The following is a 17,923-nucleotide window of genomic DNA, read 5'->3' on the forward strand; positions in this document are numbered from 1 at the left end:
GGTGATCAGACCATGATCATGTCGTCGGTGATGTCGGCGAGTCGAGTGTTCTGGAAAGTGATCTCGACGCCCTGATCGGAGAACAGCACATCGCTGCCCGACTGGCTCATATGGGTGAGCGCGGCGCTGGCCGAGCCGTAATCGAACCCGCCCAGCGAGATGTAGTCCCAGGCCTCGAGATCGAGCACCAGGTGGCTGCCGCCGTCTTCCTGCTCGAAGTCGAACACATCGGCAAACAGGCCGCCGGCCAGCGCGTTGTCGCCGGTCTCGCCGCTCAGCCAGTCGTGGTAGGGGTCGCCGGCGTCGTGCTCGAGACCGCGCATCCAGTCCTTGAAGTCCTCGGCGGTGGCAGCGACGAACTCGGCGCTCTGAGAGAAGCCGCGCACCACTTCGGCCCGGCTGGTGCCCTCTGCAAGTTGTCCGGTCCAGTTGTCGAGCCCGCCGGCATCGGCGGCGCGGCCCAGCACGTTCTGATAGAGCAACTCGACGAAGCCTTCGTCATCGAGCGCGCCATAGGTGGCCTGGAACTCGGCGCTGTTGACGAAGCCGTTGATCACCGTGTCGAGGGCACGGCCCTCTGCGAGCTGACCGCTCCAGTTGCTGAACCCGGTGATGTCAGGGGCGCGGTCGAGCGTCGCCTGGTAGACCCGGTAGACATCGTCGCCCCAGCCCGCCTGCGAGCTGGCATTGGCGAAGGCGCGGGCTTCGGCGGCGGTGGTGTCGGTGAACTCGGCGCTCTGCGAGAAGCCCAGCACCACCTCGGCCCGGCTGGTGCCGTCGGCGAGTTGTCCGGTCCAGTTGGCGAGGCCGCCGGCATCGGCGGCGCGGCCCAGCACGTTCTGATAGAGCAACTCGACGAAGCCTGCGTCATCGAGAGCTCCGTAGGTCGCCTGGAACTCGGCGCTGTTGACGAAGCCGGTCGCAACTTGCTGCAGGCCACTCTCGCCGGTGAACAGCCGCTCGCTCCAGTTGGTCAGGCCCCTGAGGTCGGGCGCGCGGTCGAGCGTCGCCTGGTAGAGCCGGTAGACGGATGCCGCCTCGTCCATGGCGTAGGTCGGGTCGAACCCGTCACCGAAGATCGCGTCGTCACCGCCATTGCCGAAGAAGCTCTCGGAGGCATCGCTGCCCGACAGCTTGTCGCCAAACTCGCGGGTGCCGCGCAGATCTTCGATCCCGGAGATGGTCTGCCGGAAGTCGGTGCCCTGCCAGCTGCCCATGGCGGTGCCGTCCTCGAGATCGACGGCGACCGCGCCGGTCATGCCGCTCCGGTCGAAACGTAGCGTATCCCAGCCGTCGCCACCGCTCACCGTGTCGTTGCCGCCCAGGGTGATGAAGCGTTCGTCGCGGGCGCTGCCGGTCATGCTGTCCGCATGGGCGGTGCCGCGGATCTCGATCCTGCCGGAGAAGTAGAGCTCCCCGGTCACCTCGTCGACATAGGGTGCGGCGGTGGTGATCGTGTCGCTCCCGCCAAAACCGTCCTCCGACACGATGCCGGTGCCCATGTCGATGACGATGCCACGGGTCGGGGTGTTGCCGGAATTGTCGGTCTTGTAGTCGAGCCGCACGGTGCCGAAGGACTCGCCCAGCACGAAGCTGTCGTCGCCCTGGCCGCCTTTCAGCGCCAGCCAGCCATCATTGCTGACCGTGGCGTTGAAGGTGTCGTCCGAGGCGGTGCCCGAAAGCGCCAGGCCGTCGGCCTCCATCGCGTTCATGACATCGTAGATTGTGGTGGTGCCGTTGCCGCCGGTCTTGGTGATCAGCGCGGTGTTGGCATTGCCGTCGATGTCGAAGCGCATGCCATGACCGGACTCAACCATCTCGGCGTGGTCGATATTGAGAAAGCCGTCATCCATACTGAAGGCGTCGATGGTGTCGTCGCCAAGACCGGGATCGACCGTGTCCTCGTCATCGTTGTCGCCGGGGTCGATGTAATCGTCGCCGTCGCCGGTCTCGATCAAATCCGAGCCGTCGCCGGTGGCGACCTCGTCATCCGCACCGCCGCCGATGAAGGTGATCGGCACATCAAGATTGTCGAGATAGAGATCGGTTCGGCCGGTGGCGGCGGTGGCGTCGACCGTGACCTCGCCATTTCGTCCGATGAGCGCCATCAGCGCGTCGTCGTCCCCATCCGTGAGCGCATCGTCCAGCGCCGCGATCAGGGCGCGCAGCTCCCAGTTGATACCGGTCATGCTGGCGACCAGGTCGCCATCGGCATCGTAAAATTCCAGCGCGCTCAGGGTGCCGCGAATGTCGTCGTCGTTGCTCGACGCGACGAGACCGCTTCCGACAAAGGCCGTGACGGCGCCGGTCGAGGGGTTTTCGACCACCACGCGGCTCGAACTGGCCGAGACCAAGTCGACGTCGAAATCGTCTGTGTCGAGATTATAGAATGCGTTGTCGAAAAAGCCGTAGGAGTCACCGGACAAAGTGATAAGCATAATGGGTCCTTTTAGTCGTCTGTATGCGTTTGCCGTTTCTCGGAAGGTCGGCGCGTGTTTCGGCGCGCTGTTGCCACGCTGCGTGGCAGTGTCCCCACCCGGCATGGAAGCCAAGTCCGCCGTGATCTCAAAGGAGAATTTTGCATATGGCGGGCGTTCTGGACCCGGCGTTACCGATTTGCTTCAGTCTTTCTGCAGGATTTCCCTACGAACGACATTGCCAGCTTGAAGGGAATCTGCTTCCCTCTGGGTAATATTTTTCGTCAGCCGTTTTGGCGCACCATTTCACGACACCGTATCCAGTCAGACTGAATTTTTCAGAGGGGGAATTTCCATGCCTATTGTTTCCGTCAGCCCGGCCACCGCCGATGAAGGTGACGCGCTCACATTCACCATCACCATGGACGAGCCGGCTGTCGATCCGGTCACGCTGTCCTATCAACCCCGTCTCGGAACCGCGCAGAACGAGGATCTCGATTACGGCCTGAACCACAGCCGGAACACCGGGACCGTGACCTTCGCACCCGGTGAGCTGACCAAGACGGTGTCGATCGATACGGAGTATTACGACTCCGCCGACGAATGGGACGAAAGCATCGAGCTGCTGCTGACCGCTCTGTCGTCGAACGCGAGCTTCCTGGGGGGCGCGGATCACCTGACCGCGACCGGGGTGATCCTCGACGACGACGGCGTCGGCAGCAACCTGGCCCTTTTCGTCTCTGATCCGGCGGTCGTCGAGGGCGACGGCAGCAGCAATTACGCCGAGTTCGAGCTGCGCCTGTCGCGCCCGGCGACCGAGAGCTTCACCGTCAACTACCGCACCCGCGACATCTCGGCCACCGCCGGCGAGGATTACGGCGAGACGATCGGCAGCCACACCTTTGCCGTCGGAGACCAGGTCGCCACGGTTCGGGTGCCGATCTATGGCGACACCGAGGCCGAGGCCAGCGAGCAGTTCTCGCTGGTGGTCGACCCGCCGCTCTCCCCCTATATCGACCCTGCCGCACTGGCCGGAGAGGCAACGATCCGCGACGATGACACCGCGCCGCAACCCTCGGTCACGATCAGCGCGGCCCACGGCACCGAAGGTTACGGGCTGGTGTTCGACGTGACGCTCTCCGAGTCGACCTTCGACGCGGTGAGCCTGTCCTACCGGACCTTCCTCGGCACCGCCGAGGCCGCCGATCTCGATTACGCGCTCACCCACAGCTACAACAGTGGCACGCTGACCTTCGCCCCGGGCGAGACCCACAAGACCATCGTCATCGCCACGGAGTATTACGACTCGATCGACGAGCGCGACGAGAGCATCTCGGTCCGGCTGAGCGACCTGAGCCAGAATGCCAGCTTCGCCGGTGGCGAAACCCAGCTGAGCGCGACCGGGGTGATCCTCGACAATGATGGCGACGGCAGCAATCTGGCGCTGCTGGTCTCGGACGTGACGCTGGCAGAGGGCGACAGCGGCGAGAAGGCGGCGGTGTTCGAGCTGCGCCTGTCGCGTCCGGCGCCCGAGAGTTTCACCGTCAGCTACCGCACCCGCGACATCTCGGCCACCGCCGGGGACGATTACACCCAGACCACCGGAACCGTGAGCTTTGCCGCGGGCGAGCTGGTCAAGACCGTCTCGGTGCCGGTGCTCGGCGACACGCTGGCGGAGATGACCGAGCGCTTTGCCCTCGTGGTCGACGAGCCGAACGCGCTCGATGTCGGGGTCGAGGGACTGACCGGCGAGGCCGTGCTGCTCGACGACGACACCGCGCCGCAGCCTTCGGTCTCGGTGTCTGCCGCCACCGCGACCGAAGGCGATGCGCTGCTGTTCGAGGTCAGCCTGTCGCAGAGCTCGTTCCAGGTGGTGACGGTGGATTACCAGACCCTGCTGGGCACGGCGCAGAGGGCCGATCTCGATTACGCGCTGGAGCACAGCTACAACGCCGGTACGCTGACCTTCGCACCGGGCGAGACCCGCAAGATGGTTACCATCAACACCGAGTATTACGACAATGTCGATGAGCGCGACGAGAGCGTCGTGCTGCGGCTGACGGGGGTGTCGGACAATGCCAGCCTTGCCGGCGGCGAGACGCAGGTGCGGGCCACCGGGGTGATCCTCGACGATGACGGCGTCGGCAACAACCTCGCGCTGCTGGTCTCGGACGTGGTGCTGACCGAGGGCGATGACGGCACCAAATATGCCGAGTTCGAGCTGCGCCTGTCGCGACCGGCGGAAGACGCGATGCTTCTGTCCTACGAGACCTTCGACATCACCGCCCGGGCGGGCGAGGATTACGAGGCGCAGACCGGCAGCGTGAGCTTTGCCGTGGGCGAAGAGACCAAGGTGGTCTCGGTGCCGATCGAGGGCGACACGGCCGCTGAATTCTCCGAACGCTTCGGCCTGCGGGTCGACACCTCTTCGGTGTCGGAGCTCGACGGCGTTGCGGTGGAAGGCGAGGCGCTGATCCTCGACGATGACACCGCGCCGCTGCCCTCGATCACCCTGACCCCGGCCAGCACCGTGGAGGGCGGCGCGCTGCTCTTCGACGTGTTCCTCTCCGAAGCGGCGACCCGCGACGTGACGGTGGATTACCAGACCATCCTGGGCACCGCTCAGGAGGATGATCTCGATTACCGCCTGGACAACGGCTACAACACCGGCACGCTGACCTTTGCGCCGGGGGAGACCCACAAGCGCGTGGCGATCCATACCGAGTATTACGACAGCGAGGACGAGCGCGACGAGACGGTGTTTCTCGAGCTGTCGAACGTCAGCAATGCCAGCCTGGCGGACGGGGCGCCCTCGGTCCGGGCCCTGGGCACCATCCTCGACGATGACGGGGTCGGGCTGAACCGCATCGCCAGCATCGAGCCGATGATCCTGCGCGAGCAGGGGGTGTCCTTCTTCACCTACGAGATCCCCATCGTGTTGTCCGTACCGGCCACCGCGGCGCTGGACTTCAATGTCAGCACCAGCAACCAGACGGCGATGCTCGGCAGCGATTTCCGGCTGCTCGACACGCAGGTCAGCTTTGCCGTGGGTGAGAGCGTGGCGACGGTCGGGATCGAGGTGCTGGGAGACTCGGTGGAAGAGGGCACCGAGGCCTTCACCCTGTCGCTTTCCCCGGTTGCCGGCACGCCCTATGCCGGCTCTGTTGCGGATCAGACCATCTATATCCGGCCCGGGCCGCTGATGCCCAGCACCGGCGACGACGTGCTGGTCGGCACGGTGGGCAATGACAGCATCAACCTGCTGGCCGGGGCCGACCACTACCGCGGGCTCGAGGGCGATGACACGGTGCTGGGCGGCGCGGGCGACGACACCGTCATCGGCGGCGCCGGGGCGGACGAGATCAACGGTGGTCCCGGCGCCGACCTGCTGCTCGGCGGCGAGGTCGAGGATGTCTCGGACGCCACCGGTGCAAGGATCTTCCGGGTGTTCCAGGCCACGCTGGACCGAGCGCCCGACAGCACCGGCTACAACAACTGGAGCGGCCAGCTCGCCAGCGGCGAGACCAACCTGCTCGAGGTCATCGAGGGCTTTGTCAACAGCGCCGAGTTCCAAGCCACCTATGGCGCGCTCGGCAATGCCGCCTTCGTCAACCTGCTCTATCAGAACGTGCTGGACCGCGAGGCCGATGCCAACGGGCTCAACAGCTGGGTGGCGCAGCTCGAGACCGGCACCTCGCGGGCCGTGGTGGTGCGTGGCTTCTCGGAGAGCGCCGAGTTCAAGACCAACACCAACGACGCCGCCAGCGCCTATGTCGCCGCCGAGGCGGCGCCCTTCGCCGACGATGTCTATCGGCTGTTCCAGGCCACGCTCGACCGGGCCCCGGATCTCACCGGGCTCGAGAACTGGTCCGGCCGGCTCGGTGAAGGCATGGACTACACTGATGTCGCCGCCGGCTTCGTCAACAGCGCCGAGTTCCAGAACGTCTATGGCGCGCTCAACAACGCCGCCTTCGTGACCCTGCTCTACAACAACGTCCTGGGCCGCGACCCGGATGCCGGCGGTCTGGCCAACTGGAACACGCAGCTGGCCGAGGGCATGAGCCGCGAAGAGGTGGTGCGTGGCTTTGCCCAGAGCGGCGAGTTCATCGCCAACACCGCGCAGCCGTTCCACGATTTCATGGCGGCGCAGGAGGGCGACACGATCCGCGGCGGGGCCGGCAACGACCTGATCCATGGCGGACTCCTGGCCGACACGTTCCAGTTCGACGCCGCCGACAAGGGCTCTGATCGGGTGCTGCAGCTCGACGCCTGGGACAGCCTCGAGTTCACCGGCTTCGGCTATGGCAGCGCCGCGGCGGTGGCAAGCAACCTGACCGAGACCGCCAATGACGTGATCTTCGCCGACCAGGGCGTGCGGGTGATCTTCATGAACACCGATCTCGCCACCATGGAGGACGTCTCGATCATGGTCTGAGACCGGTCCGTCGCCCTGCCTGGAGCGGGCAGGGCGACGGACGACCGGGGCGCATCAGGCCGCGGTGCCGATGTCGATATAAATCGTCGCAAGATCGGGCAGGGCTTCGCCGGGCAGGCTCTGCACCAGCAGCTCGACGCCGCGGTCGGAGAACAGCAGCCCGTCCTCGGTCGCGGTGAAATGCGACCGTGCCTCGGCGGCATCGGCATAGCCGAAGCTCGAGAGGTTCAGCACGTCCCAGGGTTCGAAATCGCGGATCGTGGTGTCGCCCGGCAGCTCCGGCGAGAACAGGAACACGTCCGAGAGCCGGCCGCCGAACATCTGGTCGCTGCCGCCGATCCCGGCAAGCTCGTCATGGGGGCCCTGCGCGTGCAGCCACGCGGCGAGATCGGGCGCGGTGGCGGCGGCGAATTCGGAGCTCTGCGAAAAGCCCATGACCACTGCGGCCCGGTCCATGCCGTCGGCGAGCTGCCCGGTCCAGTTGGCCAGCCCGCCGGCATCGGCCTCGCGGCCGAGCACGTTCTGATACAGCAGGTTCACGAAGTCCTCGTCATCGAGCGCGCCGTAGCGGGCCTGGAATTCGGCGCTGCCCACGAAGCCCCGGATCACCTCGACCAGCGGCCGGCCCTCGCTCAGCCGCTCGGACCAGAGCTCGAAACCGGTGAGGTCGGGCGTGCGGTCGAGCGTGGCCTGGTAGAGCCGGAACACCTCGTCGCTCCAGCTCGCCGGGTCCGATTGCACCGCGAAGGCGGTGGCCTCGGCGGCGGTGCTGCTGCGGAACTCCGGCGACTCTGCGAAGCCCAGCACCACCTCGGCGCGGCTCGTGCCCTGGGCCAGTTGCCCGGTCCAGTTGGCGAGACCGCCGGCATCGGCGGCGCGGCCGAGCACGTTCTGGTAGAGCAGCTCGACAAAGCCGTCGTCATCGAGCGCGCCGTAGGTCGCCTGGAACTCGGCGCTGTTGACGAAGCCGCTGGCGATGTCCTCGAGCGCCGCCTCGTTCATCGCGATCCGGGTCGTCCAGGCGGCATGACCCCCGGTGTCGGGGGCACGGTCGAGCGTTGCCTGGTAGAGCCGGTAGACCGCGTTGGCGGTGTCGATGAAGTAGCGCGCCTGCAGCCCGTCACCGTAGAGGAAATCGCCGATCGAGCTGCCGACGATGCGCCCGCCGCCATCGCCGCCATAGACCCGCACGGTCTCGGTCGGGGTGGGCTCGGGGGTGACATCCTCGCCGTAGAGCTCGGCGAAGCTGTATTCCGTCACGCTTTCCCAGCTGCCGCTGTCGAAGGCGAGGGTCTCGACATCGGGCCCGACAAGGTCGGCCCCCTCCGAGGAGGTGATCAGCAGTGCCTCGCCGGAGCGCTCGACCGTGACCGCGCTCAGCGGGTCGAGGAAATAGGCGATGTCCTGTCCCGGCCCGCCGCGCAGCGTGTCGTCGCCCTCGCCACCGATCAGCGTGTCGCGGCCGAAGGAGCCGTCGAGGCTGTCACCGCCGAGATCGCCGTGCAGGAAGTCGTTGCCGTCGCCAGCGATCAGCGTGTCGTTGCCCCAGCCGCCGTTGAGGTAATCCTTGCCCTGGCCGCCACGGTAGGTCTCGTCGAGCATGGACTCGGTGAAATCGTCATCGCCGGGCTCTGGATGGCTGTAGCTGATGTCGCCATAGGGGTTGTCGCCGCCATAGCCGACCAGGATCGTCTCGTAGGAGGTGATGTCGATGGAGCCACTCGCCCACTTGCCGTCCTGGTCGATGACGTAAAACTGCACGTAGTCGAAATTGATCTGCTCAAACTCCGGACCGGGACGGTAGTAGAGCATGCCGTTCGCGACGGTCACCTCGCCATAGGCCGAGGCGGGCAGGTCGGGGGCGCCGTAATAGCCGGCGTAGAGCTCGAGCTGGCCCTCGCTGTCGGGGTCGATGACAGTGGCCAGCGCGTCGATCGGAACGGCATAGCCCGGCGCGCGGGCGAAGACCTCGTATTCGGGCACCACCACGCGGCCGGAAGTGTCGGAGACCTCGGGGGCCACCGCCTCGGAGTAGCGCGAGCTGTAATACACCCCGTCGGGCAGGTCGATGTAGTTGAAGGCGGCATTGGCGATGGTCGAGATCGTGCCGTCGAACTCGCCGGTGCCGATGACGATCTCGTCCCAGCCGGTGGTGGCCGGGATCGGGCCGGCAGGATCGAGGCCGCTGTTTTCGCCGGCCACCAGCGCCGGGTAGGTGACCTCGCCGATGAAGTTGAAGAACGGGTTGGACCAAGTGGGCGTGATGTAGACCGTCTCGATGGTCCGCTCACCCTCCTCGGGCTCGGCCTGCCCCGGGCCGGCATAGGAGGAGGTCAGCGAGAGATGGCCGAAATCGTAATCCCAGATCTCCCAGTCGTAGAGCGAATGCCGGGTCTGGGTCAGCAGGTAGCTGTCATAGCCGTCGACGCCCACGAAGCGCTCGCTCTCTTGGAGGAAGAAGTCAGAGTAGAACAGGCGCCATGAGGCGGTGTCCTTGGCCTCACCCTGGTCGATGCCGTCGAGTTCGATCTCGACCTCGTGGTCGACATACCAGGATTTGCCCAGGGTGCGGGTCCAGGAATAGACCGGTTCATCGGTCTCGCGGTTGATCAGCCCGATATAGAACGAGACGTTGTCGCCCTCGTAGACCGCGAGGTTGGTCTGGCGCAGGGGATCGGAGATGTCGATCCAGCCCGAGGCGGTCTCGTCAATCGTGTCGACGGCGCCGAAGTTGTATTCGCTGACCGGCGAGCGCCAGACCCGGGCGAGGACGCCGAAGGCGAGATCGTCATAGTCCACCGCGCCATCGCGATCGGCGACGGCGCGCCGGATATCCTCGAAATAGTCACTCATTCTGCCCGGTCCTCGTTACGCGGTCTTGTTTTTCGGGACTATGCGGGATCGCTTTGCAGCTTGGCAATGATCTCCTGCATTGCCGCGCGCCAGTTGGGGCGGGCGATCCCGAAGCGGGCCTCGGTGGCGCTGGTATCGAGCCGCGAGTTGAGCGGGCGCCGGGCCGGGGTGGGATAGTCCGATGACGGGATATCGGTGACCGCACAGTCGAGCCTGGCGGCGGCGAAGATCGCGCGGGCGAACCCGGCCCAGCTCACATCCGGGGCCCCGGCGAAGTGGTAGATCCCGCGTTTCGCGGGATCCTCGGACAGCTGTGCGGTGATCGCGAGGCAGGCCTCGGCGATGGCGCCGGCCGGGGTCGGGCCTCCGATCTGATCGGCGACGATGCGCAGTTCGTCTCGCTCGGCGCCGAGCCGCAGCATGGTCTTGAGGAAATTCGTGCCATGGGCGGAGAACACCCAGGAGGTGCGCAGGATGGCGTGCACACCACCAGCCTCGGTCACGCCGCGTTCTCCGGCGAGCTTGCTGCGGCCATAGGCGCCGAGCGGCGCCACCGGGGCGTCCGGCGAGAAGGGCGCCTCTCCGGCACCGTCGAAGACGTAATCGGTGGAGATATGGACAAAGGGGATGGCCTGCGCCGCGCAGGCTCGGGCCATGGCGGCGGGGGCATCGGCATTGATGATGGTGGCCAGCGTCTCCTCCTCCTCGGCGCGGTCCACGGCGGTATATGCGGCGGCGTTGATCACCGCCTCGGGCGCGAGATCCGCGATCCGGGCGGCGCAGGCTTCAGGATCGGCCAGGTCGGCCTCGCTGCGCGACAGGACACGAGCCTGCGGACATCGTGCGCGGAGTTCGGTGGCGACCTGTCCGGTGGCGCCGAAGATCAGGAGGGGCATGCTGTGCTCTGCTTTATGTATCGGCTGGGGTTAGAGCATGTTTCTGAGATCATTGGAAATCCTGCGTAATGAGCCGGGCTCTGTGACAGGAGGTCTCGGTTCACTCGGCTTCGATATCTTGGCGAAAAGCCCTTGTGCAGAGCTGTCGCTGCTGCCGTGCACTACAATAAAAAGTTTGTAGGGTAGAGGCATGTTTCGGCGGCAGGTCACGGCTGGCGTCCTTCGCCTTGGCAGGTTGCCGATGCCCATGTCAGCCCCCGGCGCGCCGGAAGCGGCTTGATCTCCATGGCCGAGCAACGGGCAGTTCTCACCCATAACATTTTCGAGGAAAGGGCAGGGCGGTGAGCGCCTTTGTCCGGCGACGCGCGTTTCATGCCGCGTCGCTGGACAAAGGCGTCCTCGCCGAAGCCGCCGGACGTGGTGTCACTGTAACCCGACAGAAGGATTCACCTCATGTCTCATTGCATTTCGCCCACCAGCCAGCCATGGCACGCCAGCCTGCGCGGAGGGGCGATCGTCTCGTTCCGCTTTCCGCATGAAACCGAGGGCCGGGACAGGCCCAAGATCCGGCCCTCGCTGGTGCTCGCGGTGCGAACGATCGGTGACCAGCGTTTTGCGCTGCTCGCCTATGGTACGACCCATTTCCGGAAGCTGCCTGCGGATCAGGTGGTCTTGGTCCTCGAGCCGGAGGAACTCGTCGCGGCGTCTCTGCATGAGCCGACGCAGTTCAATTCGGGGCGCACGCTGCTCGTATCTCTCGACAACTCGGGCTTCGACATACATCCGACACGCAAGACGCCCGTCCTCGGCACGCTGACAGGTCGATCTGCCGCGCAACTCGGGGGCGTACGCAAGAGGCTCGAAGCATCACCGAGAAAGACGGGCCGGCGGGCAACGCCGTGGTCTCGTCGCAGAGAGCGCTGCGCGGTGACGGTCGAACGCCGTCGCGGGGGGCGCACGATCTCGCGGGAGCAGCGCCATGTCTGATCTGCTTTACGACGATCCGCTGCAAGATGCGGTATACACGGCGCTGGCGGCCTCGGGTCAGGCAAGACAGGCGCTGGAGGCGCTCGCGGTGTTCCTGCCGCGATACCGCAACCTATGCGCGTCGCTGTCGCGACGAGTGCTCGCACATGACCTGTTCGAGGATCGCGACCGCTACGATCTCGAGACTCTGCTCGATCGTGTCGATCGTGAGATCAAGGCAGGCGAACGCATCGAAGTACATGCCGACGAGCACTGCGTGTCGGAAGGCTGGTTGGAGACTGTTCTGACCCCTGACGCGCGCGCCCTGCATGATACGGCGGCACCTGTCCGGAGGCTTCTGAACGCGCTCGAACAGGTGCACGCGCTGCGCAGATCCGAGCAGGTGACCGCGCGGTTGCGGGAAGCGGATATGTGACGATCCGGCCCCGGGCACCTTGGTGCACCCGGGGCCAACGCCTCTGACCGCTCTGATCGGGAGGGCGCGATCCGGGTGACCTAAATAATTGAAAAAATCATTATAATACAGATATTTATGGATTATGGAAAATAATTTCCGAATCTCGTTTTGCACATATCTGACCCGTACCACTTCCTTCTCGCAACCGGCGGAATGCCCCCGGCCTGCGCCCCGGAAACCAGCGAGAAAGGAATGAGACATGGGGATCTACACGCTTGGAAAATATGTGCTCTTCGACGAACGCGAGAGCGGCTTCGAAGATTTGGCCGAGGCGACGGATCGCGCCACCTTTGCGGAGATCGCGGAGGATATTGCCACCGAGCAATGGATGCATTGCGAGGACTTCCCGATCATCGACGTGAGACGCATCGTATCCGAGCGCTTCGGCCAAGTGTTCCGCCGCGGTGAGGAAACGCACACTGACCTCTGCATGGCGGATTGGCAGAGCAGTCTTCACGCGATCGCGCAGACCTTTGGCGGGCTTGAGACCCGGCAGATGGGACTGTTTCTTGCAAATCAGGACGTGGCGACGCTGACGGGGATTGTCACGGCTCAGCTGCATGACTGCATTGACGCTGGTCACTTCTTCCGGGCCCGCAAACTTATCACCACCCTCGAGCATCTCGAGACCTGCGGGCTGCCGGGGTTCGAGCCCGGATTTCCGTCGATCGGTGGCGATGACGAAGCCTGCGATGCGCGTTCCGTGAACCACGGCGCCGGGCGGCGCTGGATCGTGGAATACACCGTCGCCTTCGCTTGATCGAGGCAGGAGACCGCTTCCGCCGAATCCGCCCGTAGCCCCCCCTCGGCGTGAGGGGCTGCGCGGCGGCCCGGCGAAGACAGGGGAACTGTAATAATGAACAATGTGGCCTCTCTGACGGATATGCTCGGCTGGGCGCGCGAGACCGGCGAAGCAGCGGATGCGATCCGGGCACTTGAGTTGATCCCCGCGCGGCTCGGGATGCTCGATGCGGATCTCGGAACACTGCCGGCGGAGCTGGCCTGGTTCGAGCGCGTGGTGGCGGGGCACGGCTATGCGCTGGTCTCACCGCGGGCCCGCGACAAGGAGAAGACCGGGCGGCGGGCGGACTCGCGGGTGCGCGCGCTGCTCAAGCGCTTTGTCGCGGCGGCGGGCGGGAACGAGCCCTCTGATCCCGGCAGTCGCGCGGGATACACCGCTCTCATGGCGCTGATCGAGACACATGAGGGGCGACCGGGCTCCGGCGCGCGCTGGAACATCGGGCGCCACCGCAGCCTGACATTGCTGCGGGCACGGGCCCGCTGCGAGCCGCAGGATTTGACGCGGGAAGAGATCGACCGGATCGCCCGCGAGCTCTCCGCTGACAAGCGAAAGATCCTCGCCAGATCCGTGACCTTCCTCAACGGTCTGCGGGGTCTCACGAATGAAATGCCCGAGCTTCGAGCGTTTCTGCCTGTAGCACCGCTCGCAGGGCCGGTGAAGTCGTCGCGGGCCCGCAGAATGGACTGGGCGCTTCTGCCCGAGCCGTTCCGTGCCTCGTTCGAGGCTGCCGCGGATCGCTGCCTCGCGGGAGAAGGGGACTATGCCGAGGCATTGGTGGCCCGGCTCGAGGCCGGCGAGGATCCCGAACAGGTGATGTCGGAGGCGGACAACCTCGTGAATTCGGGGAGGCGGGAGGTCGGCAAGCCCGACCTGGCTCGCCGGACCTATCGCGAGGCGGTCACCTGGCTGGTACGGGCTTTCGAAGATGCCGGGGGTGATCTCACGATGCTGCACGATCTGCGGGATGTCTGTACCCGGAATACGATCACCGCCGCGATCCATGATCAGATGTCCCGGTCAGAGGCGGCGCACGATCTCAAGGACCCGCTGCTGTCCACGACGCTGAAGTCCCGCCTGACCTCGCTCACGACGCTGGCCCGGCATGGGCTCGAGGACAAGAGCATCGCGGCAATCGTCTCGCTATTGCGCAAGATCCACTACGATGACCCGCTCAGGAAGCGCAAAACGCAGCGTGGTGAAGGCACTCTGATGGAGGTCGACCGGATTGCTGCGATGCTGCGGCACCAGCCGGGTCTGGCAACGATCTGGTCAAATGCGCCAGCGCGCATTGCCGAAGCCTCCCGCCGCGACCTGGCGGCGGCACGGTCGGACGCGGCGGTGAGCCGTGAGATCACTGCGCTGCGCGGGCTGGCCGGAGCGGCGGGCTACGCATTGCAGATGTCGCGCCCGATGCGCACGGCTTGCCTGCGTCATGCACGGATCACAACCTGTGGCGATGTGCCTGCCAATCTTCAGCGCTCGGGACCGGGGGAGACTGATCTGACGTTTCGCTTCGCGCCGTGGGAGATCAAGACCGCCGATCCGGTCACCGTCGAGGTGACGGGGCAGGACGCCGAGATCCTGCGCGACTGGATGGAGCGGGGACGGCCACGCCTGATCGAGCTGCAAGGGCTCGATACCGCGAGCCCGTACCTGTTTCCAGGCAGTGCCTTGCCGAGCCAAGACGCAGGAGACCCGGTGGCGCTGCCACGCGGGTGCTATGCGCCCTCGGCGTTCCTCGAGTTGTGGCGCGATGCCTCGCGCGTGCTCGGGGTAGCGGAAACCCCGCACAGGATGCGCCATGTCGTGGCGCTTCTGATCCTCGCGCTGCGCCCCGGTGACTATGGCTTCGTTGCGACCGTGCTTGGCAACAGCGCGCCAGTCGCGCGCAAACACTATGGCCGCGACGATGGTCAGGCGGCGGCGCGGGAGGCCCGGGCAGCGTTGCTCGCGGCGCATCCGGATCTGTTCCAGAATTTCAAAAGGAGACATATGCGATGAACGACGACATCGCCCGGGCCCGGCTTGCGCGGGTACCGGCATCGCTACGCGCATCCATGATGGCGCAGCGGGCAGAGCTGCCACCCGGAGCAGTCACCGCAGTCGCGCGGTTTCACGACATTCTAGCGCAGCGGAATGAGGATCCCGACCTGCCCTCGCGGGGGAGCTTTCAGGCGGCGTGCCGGACAGAATCCGCGCTTGGCCTGCTCCTGCGCGTGCTCGAGCGACATGCCCCCGAGACCTGCCTCGCCGAGGGGCGTGACCTGCGGCGCGAGTGGTACCGCCATCGCTCCGGCGCGGGCGAGAGGCGAAGCGCCTCGGCAGAGACAGGGAACACCGCCCGGGAGGCGCGGAACTGGCCTCGGACTTGGCTCGCCCTGCTTCCCGGCCTGCGCGCGGCGCCTATCCGGCAGAGTTCGCTCGACCGGCACATCGCGTCGATCAACCGCTGCGCGGACATGGTCCCCGGGCTGCGCTGCCCGCCGCGGCTTGGCTGGCTCTTCGGCTGGGAGCTGGCCGAGGCGCTGGCCGGGGCAGGGGTCTCTGCGCGGTCGGCAGCGAACTACATCGGCGCGCTCGTCAGTCTCGGGCGCCATGGCGGGCTCGACGCAGAGGCTCTGGATGGGCTCCGGGCGATCCAGACCAATCTGCAGCGCAAAGGGCGCCGCCAGCCGAAGCGGAAGGCCTCCCGGCTTGAAGCGCTCTACGAGGCGGGCGGCTACAAAGAGATCCTCCGCGTTGTCCGGCGCAAGCTGGACGACGCCGACGCCCAGCCTGGCTGGCGGGCGGAGGCGCAGGTGGCGCGAGCCACGGCGGCGGTGCTGGCCGTCGCGGTCAACATGCCGGCACGGACCGGGGATGTTGCGTCCTGGGCCTTCGGAGATCAGCTGCTCCGCGAGCCCTGGGGGGAATGGCACCTGCGGTGGCGGCAGGAAAAGACCGGCGTCTGGCTCGATGCGGGCGTGCTCTGGCCCGAGGTCGCGCAGGTGCTCGACCTCCATCTTCTCGGGGGCCGGCCCAGACGTCATGCGCAAAGGCGCTATGACGCTCTCCGTGGCTGCAACTGGCTCCGTTTCGAAGCAGAAGGCTATGACCGACGCTGGCCGAGCGAGAAGGTGCGAGAGGCCATCGGCGTGCCGCTGCATGATCTGCGCACGCTCGCGGCAGACTATCTCCGTCTCCACGATCCAGCCAAGGCGCCGGGCGTTGTCTCTGCGCTGCTCGGCCACAGTACGGAGGCGGCAGGCGAGGCATACCGGGCACTCTGTGTCGAGACCGCCGCGCAACGCAGCTGGCAGGAGATCCGCGCCGCGCATGCGGCGGGATGAGGACGGGCCCTGCCAGTGCCCTTCCCGCTTTGCCTTCACAGCCGTTCCTGAGCTGGAGCCGGGGTCTCTCGGCTCCGGCGCCCGGTTTCGTGGCGGGCGCTTGGCGGTTGTGAGGGCGCGCCGCCCAATATCCAGGCCTCGGCATCGACCGGCGCGACGCGCACATTGGTGAATACGTTGCGGGTCGGCAGACCGGCGGCGATCCAGCGCTCGACGGTGCGCTCGCTGACGGCCCATCGCGCTGCGAGTTGCGCCTTCGTGAGCAGCGGCTGCCGATAGGCGTCCATCTTGTGGCCCCACGGCGCGGGGCCTGTCTCAGCGCTCCAGACATCGCGCCAGCGTGCCCGCCAAAGCCCGCCAATGCGAACGCCTTTCAATCGTCCAGAGCTGAGATGATCTCGGATCGTGCGGTGGGAGAGACTGAAATGGGCCGCTATGTCCGAGACGGTGAGTGTGAAGTCATGTGTATCTGTCATGACGAGCAGATGGGTCCGTTGCAGCGGTCGCAAAAAAGGAGGGTTCGGTTCTCTTGAGGGGCGTCCAGCTGATGAGCTGGATGGTTCTAAAGAGAGGCCTGTCTGCATGCGGGCAGGCAGAAGCCTTGGCATGCAAGAGCGGTCGTCGCGGGCTGAGAGCATGCCTGGAAGACGGTTTTGCACAGTCGGATACGCAAATCCCCGCCAATGCGGCGGCGGTCCGACAAACGCACAAAGGTCCCCCGACATATATTGGCGTTATGTTCGGGGACGGTAGTGCCCCGAGAGATGGTGTAAGAGCGCCGACCTTCGGAGAGGTCCAAGGCTGATCAGGTCGCCACGGCGGACAGCCTGACGGTTGTAGTGTCGGTGACACGCGCCAGGCTTTCAAGCGACATGTATCTCCGCGCAACCGTCCATTCGTCATTGGTCTCGAGCATCAGCGCGCCGACGAGACGGACGATGGCCTCGTCGTTCGGGAAGATGCCGATGACGTCAGACCTGCGCTTGATCTCCCGGTTCACCCGCTCCAGTGGGTTCGTCGACGCGATCTGGGCCCAATGCTCACGCGGAAAATCCATGTAGGCGAGGACGTCGTCGCGCGAGGCGTCCATGAGGGCGCCGAGCCGCGCCTGCTTCTCGCGCAGCGCGTCAGCCACGACCTCCCACTGGGCTTCGGCATCCGCCTTGTTTTCCTGGGCGAAGATCGTCTTCAGCATTGCCGCCACGGCCGTGCGCTGCTTGGTCGGAGCATGGGCAAGCGCGTTTCTCATCCAGTGAACGCGACAGCGCTGGTGCGTCGCGTCGAACACCCGCCGCGCGGCAGCCCGCAGCCCCTTGTGGTCATCGGAGACCACCAGCTTCACGCCGCGCAGGCCACGGTCGGCGAGAGAGCGCAGGAAGTCGGTCCAGAACGTTTCTGCTTCGGATGGACCGGTGGCGACGCCGAGAACTTCGCGCTTGCCGTCCTCGTTCACAGCTACCGCTATTATCACGGCGCGGCTGATGATCCGCCCGCTCTCGCGCACTTTCACGTAGGTCGCGTCGAGCCAGAGATAGGGCCAGGCGCCTTCGAGCGGCCGGGAGAGGAATGCATTCACCCGCTCGTCGATTTCGACACAAAGGCGACTGACTTGGCTCTTCGACATGCCGCCAGCGCCCATCGCCTTCACCAGATCGTCTACGGAGCGCGTAGAGACCCCGTGGACGTAAGCCTCCTGGATCACCGCCACCAGCGCCTTCTCAGCAGTCCGTCGCGGCTCCAGGAAGCT

The 17,923-nt window shown here is 65.9% G+C and carries 11 protein-coding genes; 6 read left to right on the forward strand and 5 right to left on the reverse strand.

What is annotated here, in order from left to right:
- Window positions 1-5: 5 nt before the first annotated feature.
- A complete protein-coding gene (locus JF542_RS22030; RefSeq protein ID WP_207077443.1) occupies window positions 6-2,438 on the reverse strand; it encodes a DUF4214 domain-containing protein in 2,433 nt (810 codons plus the stop codon).
- 334 nt (window positions 2,439-2,772) lie between these two features.
- Here JF542_RS22030 and JF542_RS22035 point away from each other — a divergent pair, with 334 nt between their 5' ends.
- Entirely contained in the window at window positions 2,773-6,852 is a 4,080-nt protein-coding gene (locus tag JF542_RS22035) for a Calx-beta domain-containing protein (protein ID WP_207077444.1), read from the forward strand.
- 54 nt (window positions 6,853-6,906) lie between these two features.
- Here JF542_RS22035 and JF542_RS22040 read toward each other — a convergent pair whose 3' ends face one another.
- Both JF542_RS22040 and rfbD read right to left on the reverse strand, forming a co-directional pair.
- Entirely contained in the window at window positions 6,907-9,705 is a 2,799-nt protein-coding gene (locus JF542_RS22040; protein ID WP_207077445.1) for a DUF4214 domain-containing protein, read from the reverse strand.
- Window positions 9,706-9,743: 38 nt separating this feature from the next.
- Complete coding sequence (gene rfbD / locus JF542_RS22045) at window positions 9,744-10,601, reverse strand: dTDP-4-dehydrorhamnose reductase (RefSeq protein WP_207077446.1); 858 nt, start codon at window positions 10,599-10,601, stop codon at window positions 9,744-9,746.
- A 453-nt stretch (window positions 10,602-11,054) separates the two neighbouring features.
- Between rfbD and JF542_RS22050 the strand changes: the two genes are divergently transcribed.
- From JF542_RS22050 to JF542_RS22070, 5 genes are all read left to right on the forward strand, one after another.
- Window positions 11,055-11,588: a hypothetical protein gene (locus tag JF542_RS22050; protein ID WP_207077447.1), complete on the forward strand. Its 534-nt coding sequence runs from the start codon at window positions 11,055-11,057 to the stop codon at window positions 11,586-11,588.
- Window positions 11,581-12,003, forward strand: coding sequence for a hypothetical protein (locus JF542_RS22055; RefSeq protein ID WP_207077448.1), 423 nt, complete (start codon window positions 11,581-11,583; stop codon window positions 12,001-12,003). The genes JF542_RS22050 and JF542_RS22055 overlap by 8 nt, the downstream gene beginning before the upstream one ends.
- A 241-nt stretch (window positions 12,004-12,244) precedes the next feature.
- Window positions 12,245-12,805: a hypothetical protein gene (locus JF542_RS22060; RefSeq protein ID WP_207077449.1), complete on the forward strand. Its 561-nt coding sequence runs from the start codon at window positions 12,245-12,247 to the stop codon at window positions 12,803-12,805.
- A gap of 96 nt (window positions 12,806-12,901) precedes the next feature.
- Window positions 12,902-14,848 (forward strand): hypothetical protein, encoded by a 1,947-nt coding sequence (locus tag JF542_RS22065; protein ID WP_207077450.1) that lies wholly within the window; start codon window positions 12,902-12,904, stop codon window positions 14,846-14,848.
- Window positions 14,845-16,176 carry a hypothetical protein gene (locus JF542_RS22070; RefSeq protein WP_207077451.1) on the forward strand — a complete coding sequence of 444 codons (1,332 nt, stop codon included), beginning with the start codon at window positions 14,845-14,847 and terminating at the stop codon, window positions 16,174-16,176. Before JF542_RS22065 ends, JF542_RS22070 begins: the two co-directional genes overlap by 4 nt.
- A gap of 35 nt (window positions 16,177-16,211) precedes the next feature.
- On the opposite strand, the gene JF542_RS22075 is transcribed toward JF542_RS22070, so the two are convergent.
- Together JF542_RS22075 and JF542_RS22080 are read right to left on the reverse strand one after the other, a co-directional pair.
- The gene (locus JF542_RS22075; RefSeq protein ID WP_207077452.1) at window positions 16,212-16,463 is read right to left on the reverse strand and encodes a MerR family transcriptional regulator; all 252 of its coding nucleotides are present in this window, start codon (window positions 16,461-16,463) and stop codon (window positions 16,212-16,214) included.
- A gap of 518 nt (window positions 16,464-16,981) precedes the next feature.
- A partial coding sequence (locus JF542_RS22080) for an IS256 family transposase (protein ID WP_207077453.1) occupies window positions 16,982-17,923 on the reverse strand: 942 nt, incomplete at its 5' end.

It is taken from the genome of Salipiger bermudensis (assembly GCF_017309175.1).
In the GTDB taxonomy this organism is placed as follows: domain Bacteria; phylum Pseudomonadota; class Alphaproteobacteria; order Rhodobacterales; family Rhodobacteraceae; genus Salipiger; species Salipiger bermudensis.

Bases quoted from the DNA above. Each gene is read 5' to 3' on its own strand.
- JF542_RS22030 (WP_207077443.1), bottom strand. From the start codon at position 2,438: ATGCTTATCACTTTGTCCGGTGACTCCTACGGCTTTTTCGACAACGCA.
- JF542_RS22035 (WP_207077444.1), top strand. From the start codon at position 2,773: ATGCCTATTGTTTCCGTCAGCCCGGCCACCGCCGATGAAGGTGACGCG.
- JF542_RS22040 (WP_207077445.1), bottom strand. From the start codon at position 9,705: ATGAGTGACTATTTCGAGGATATCCGGCGCGCCGTCGCCGATCGCGAT.
- rfbD (WP_207077446.1), bottom strand. From the start codon at position 10,601: ATGCCCCTCCTGATCTTCGGCGCCACCGGACAGGTCGCCACCGAACTC.
- JF542_RS22050 (WP_207077447.1), top strand. From the start codon at position 11,055: ATGTCTCATTGCATTTCGCCCACCAGCCAGCCATGGCACGCCAGCCTG.
- JF542_RS22055 (WP_207077448.1), top strand. From the start codon at position 11,581: ATGTCTGATCTGCTTTACGACGATCCGCTGCAAGATGCGGTATACACG.
- JF542_RS22060 (WP_207077449.1), top strand. From the start codon at position 12,245: ATGGGGATCTACACGCTTGGAAAATATGTGCTCTTCGACGAACGCGAG.
- JF542_RS22065 (WP_207077450.1), top strand. From the start codon at position 12,902: ATGAACAATGTGGCCTCTCTGACGGATATGCTCGGCTGGGCGCGCGAG.
- JF542_RS22070 (WP_207077451.1), top strand. From the start codon at position 14,845: ATGAACGACGACATCGCCCGGGCCCGGCTTGCGCGGGTACCGGCATCG.
- JF542_RS22075 (WP_207077452.1), bottom strand. From the start codon at position 16,463: ATGGACGCCTATCGGCAGCCGCTGCTCACGAAGGCGCAACTCGCAGCG.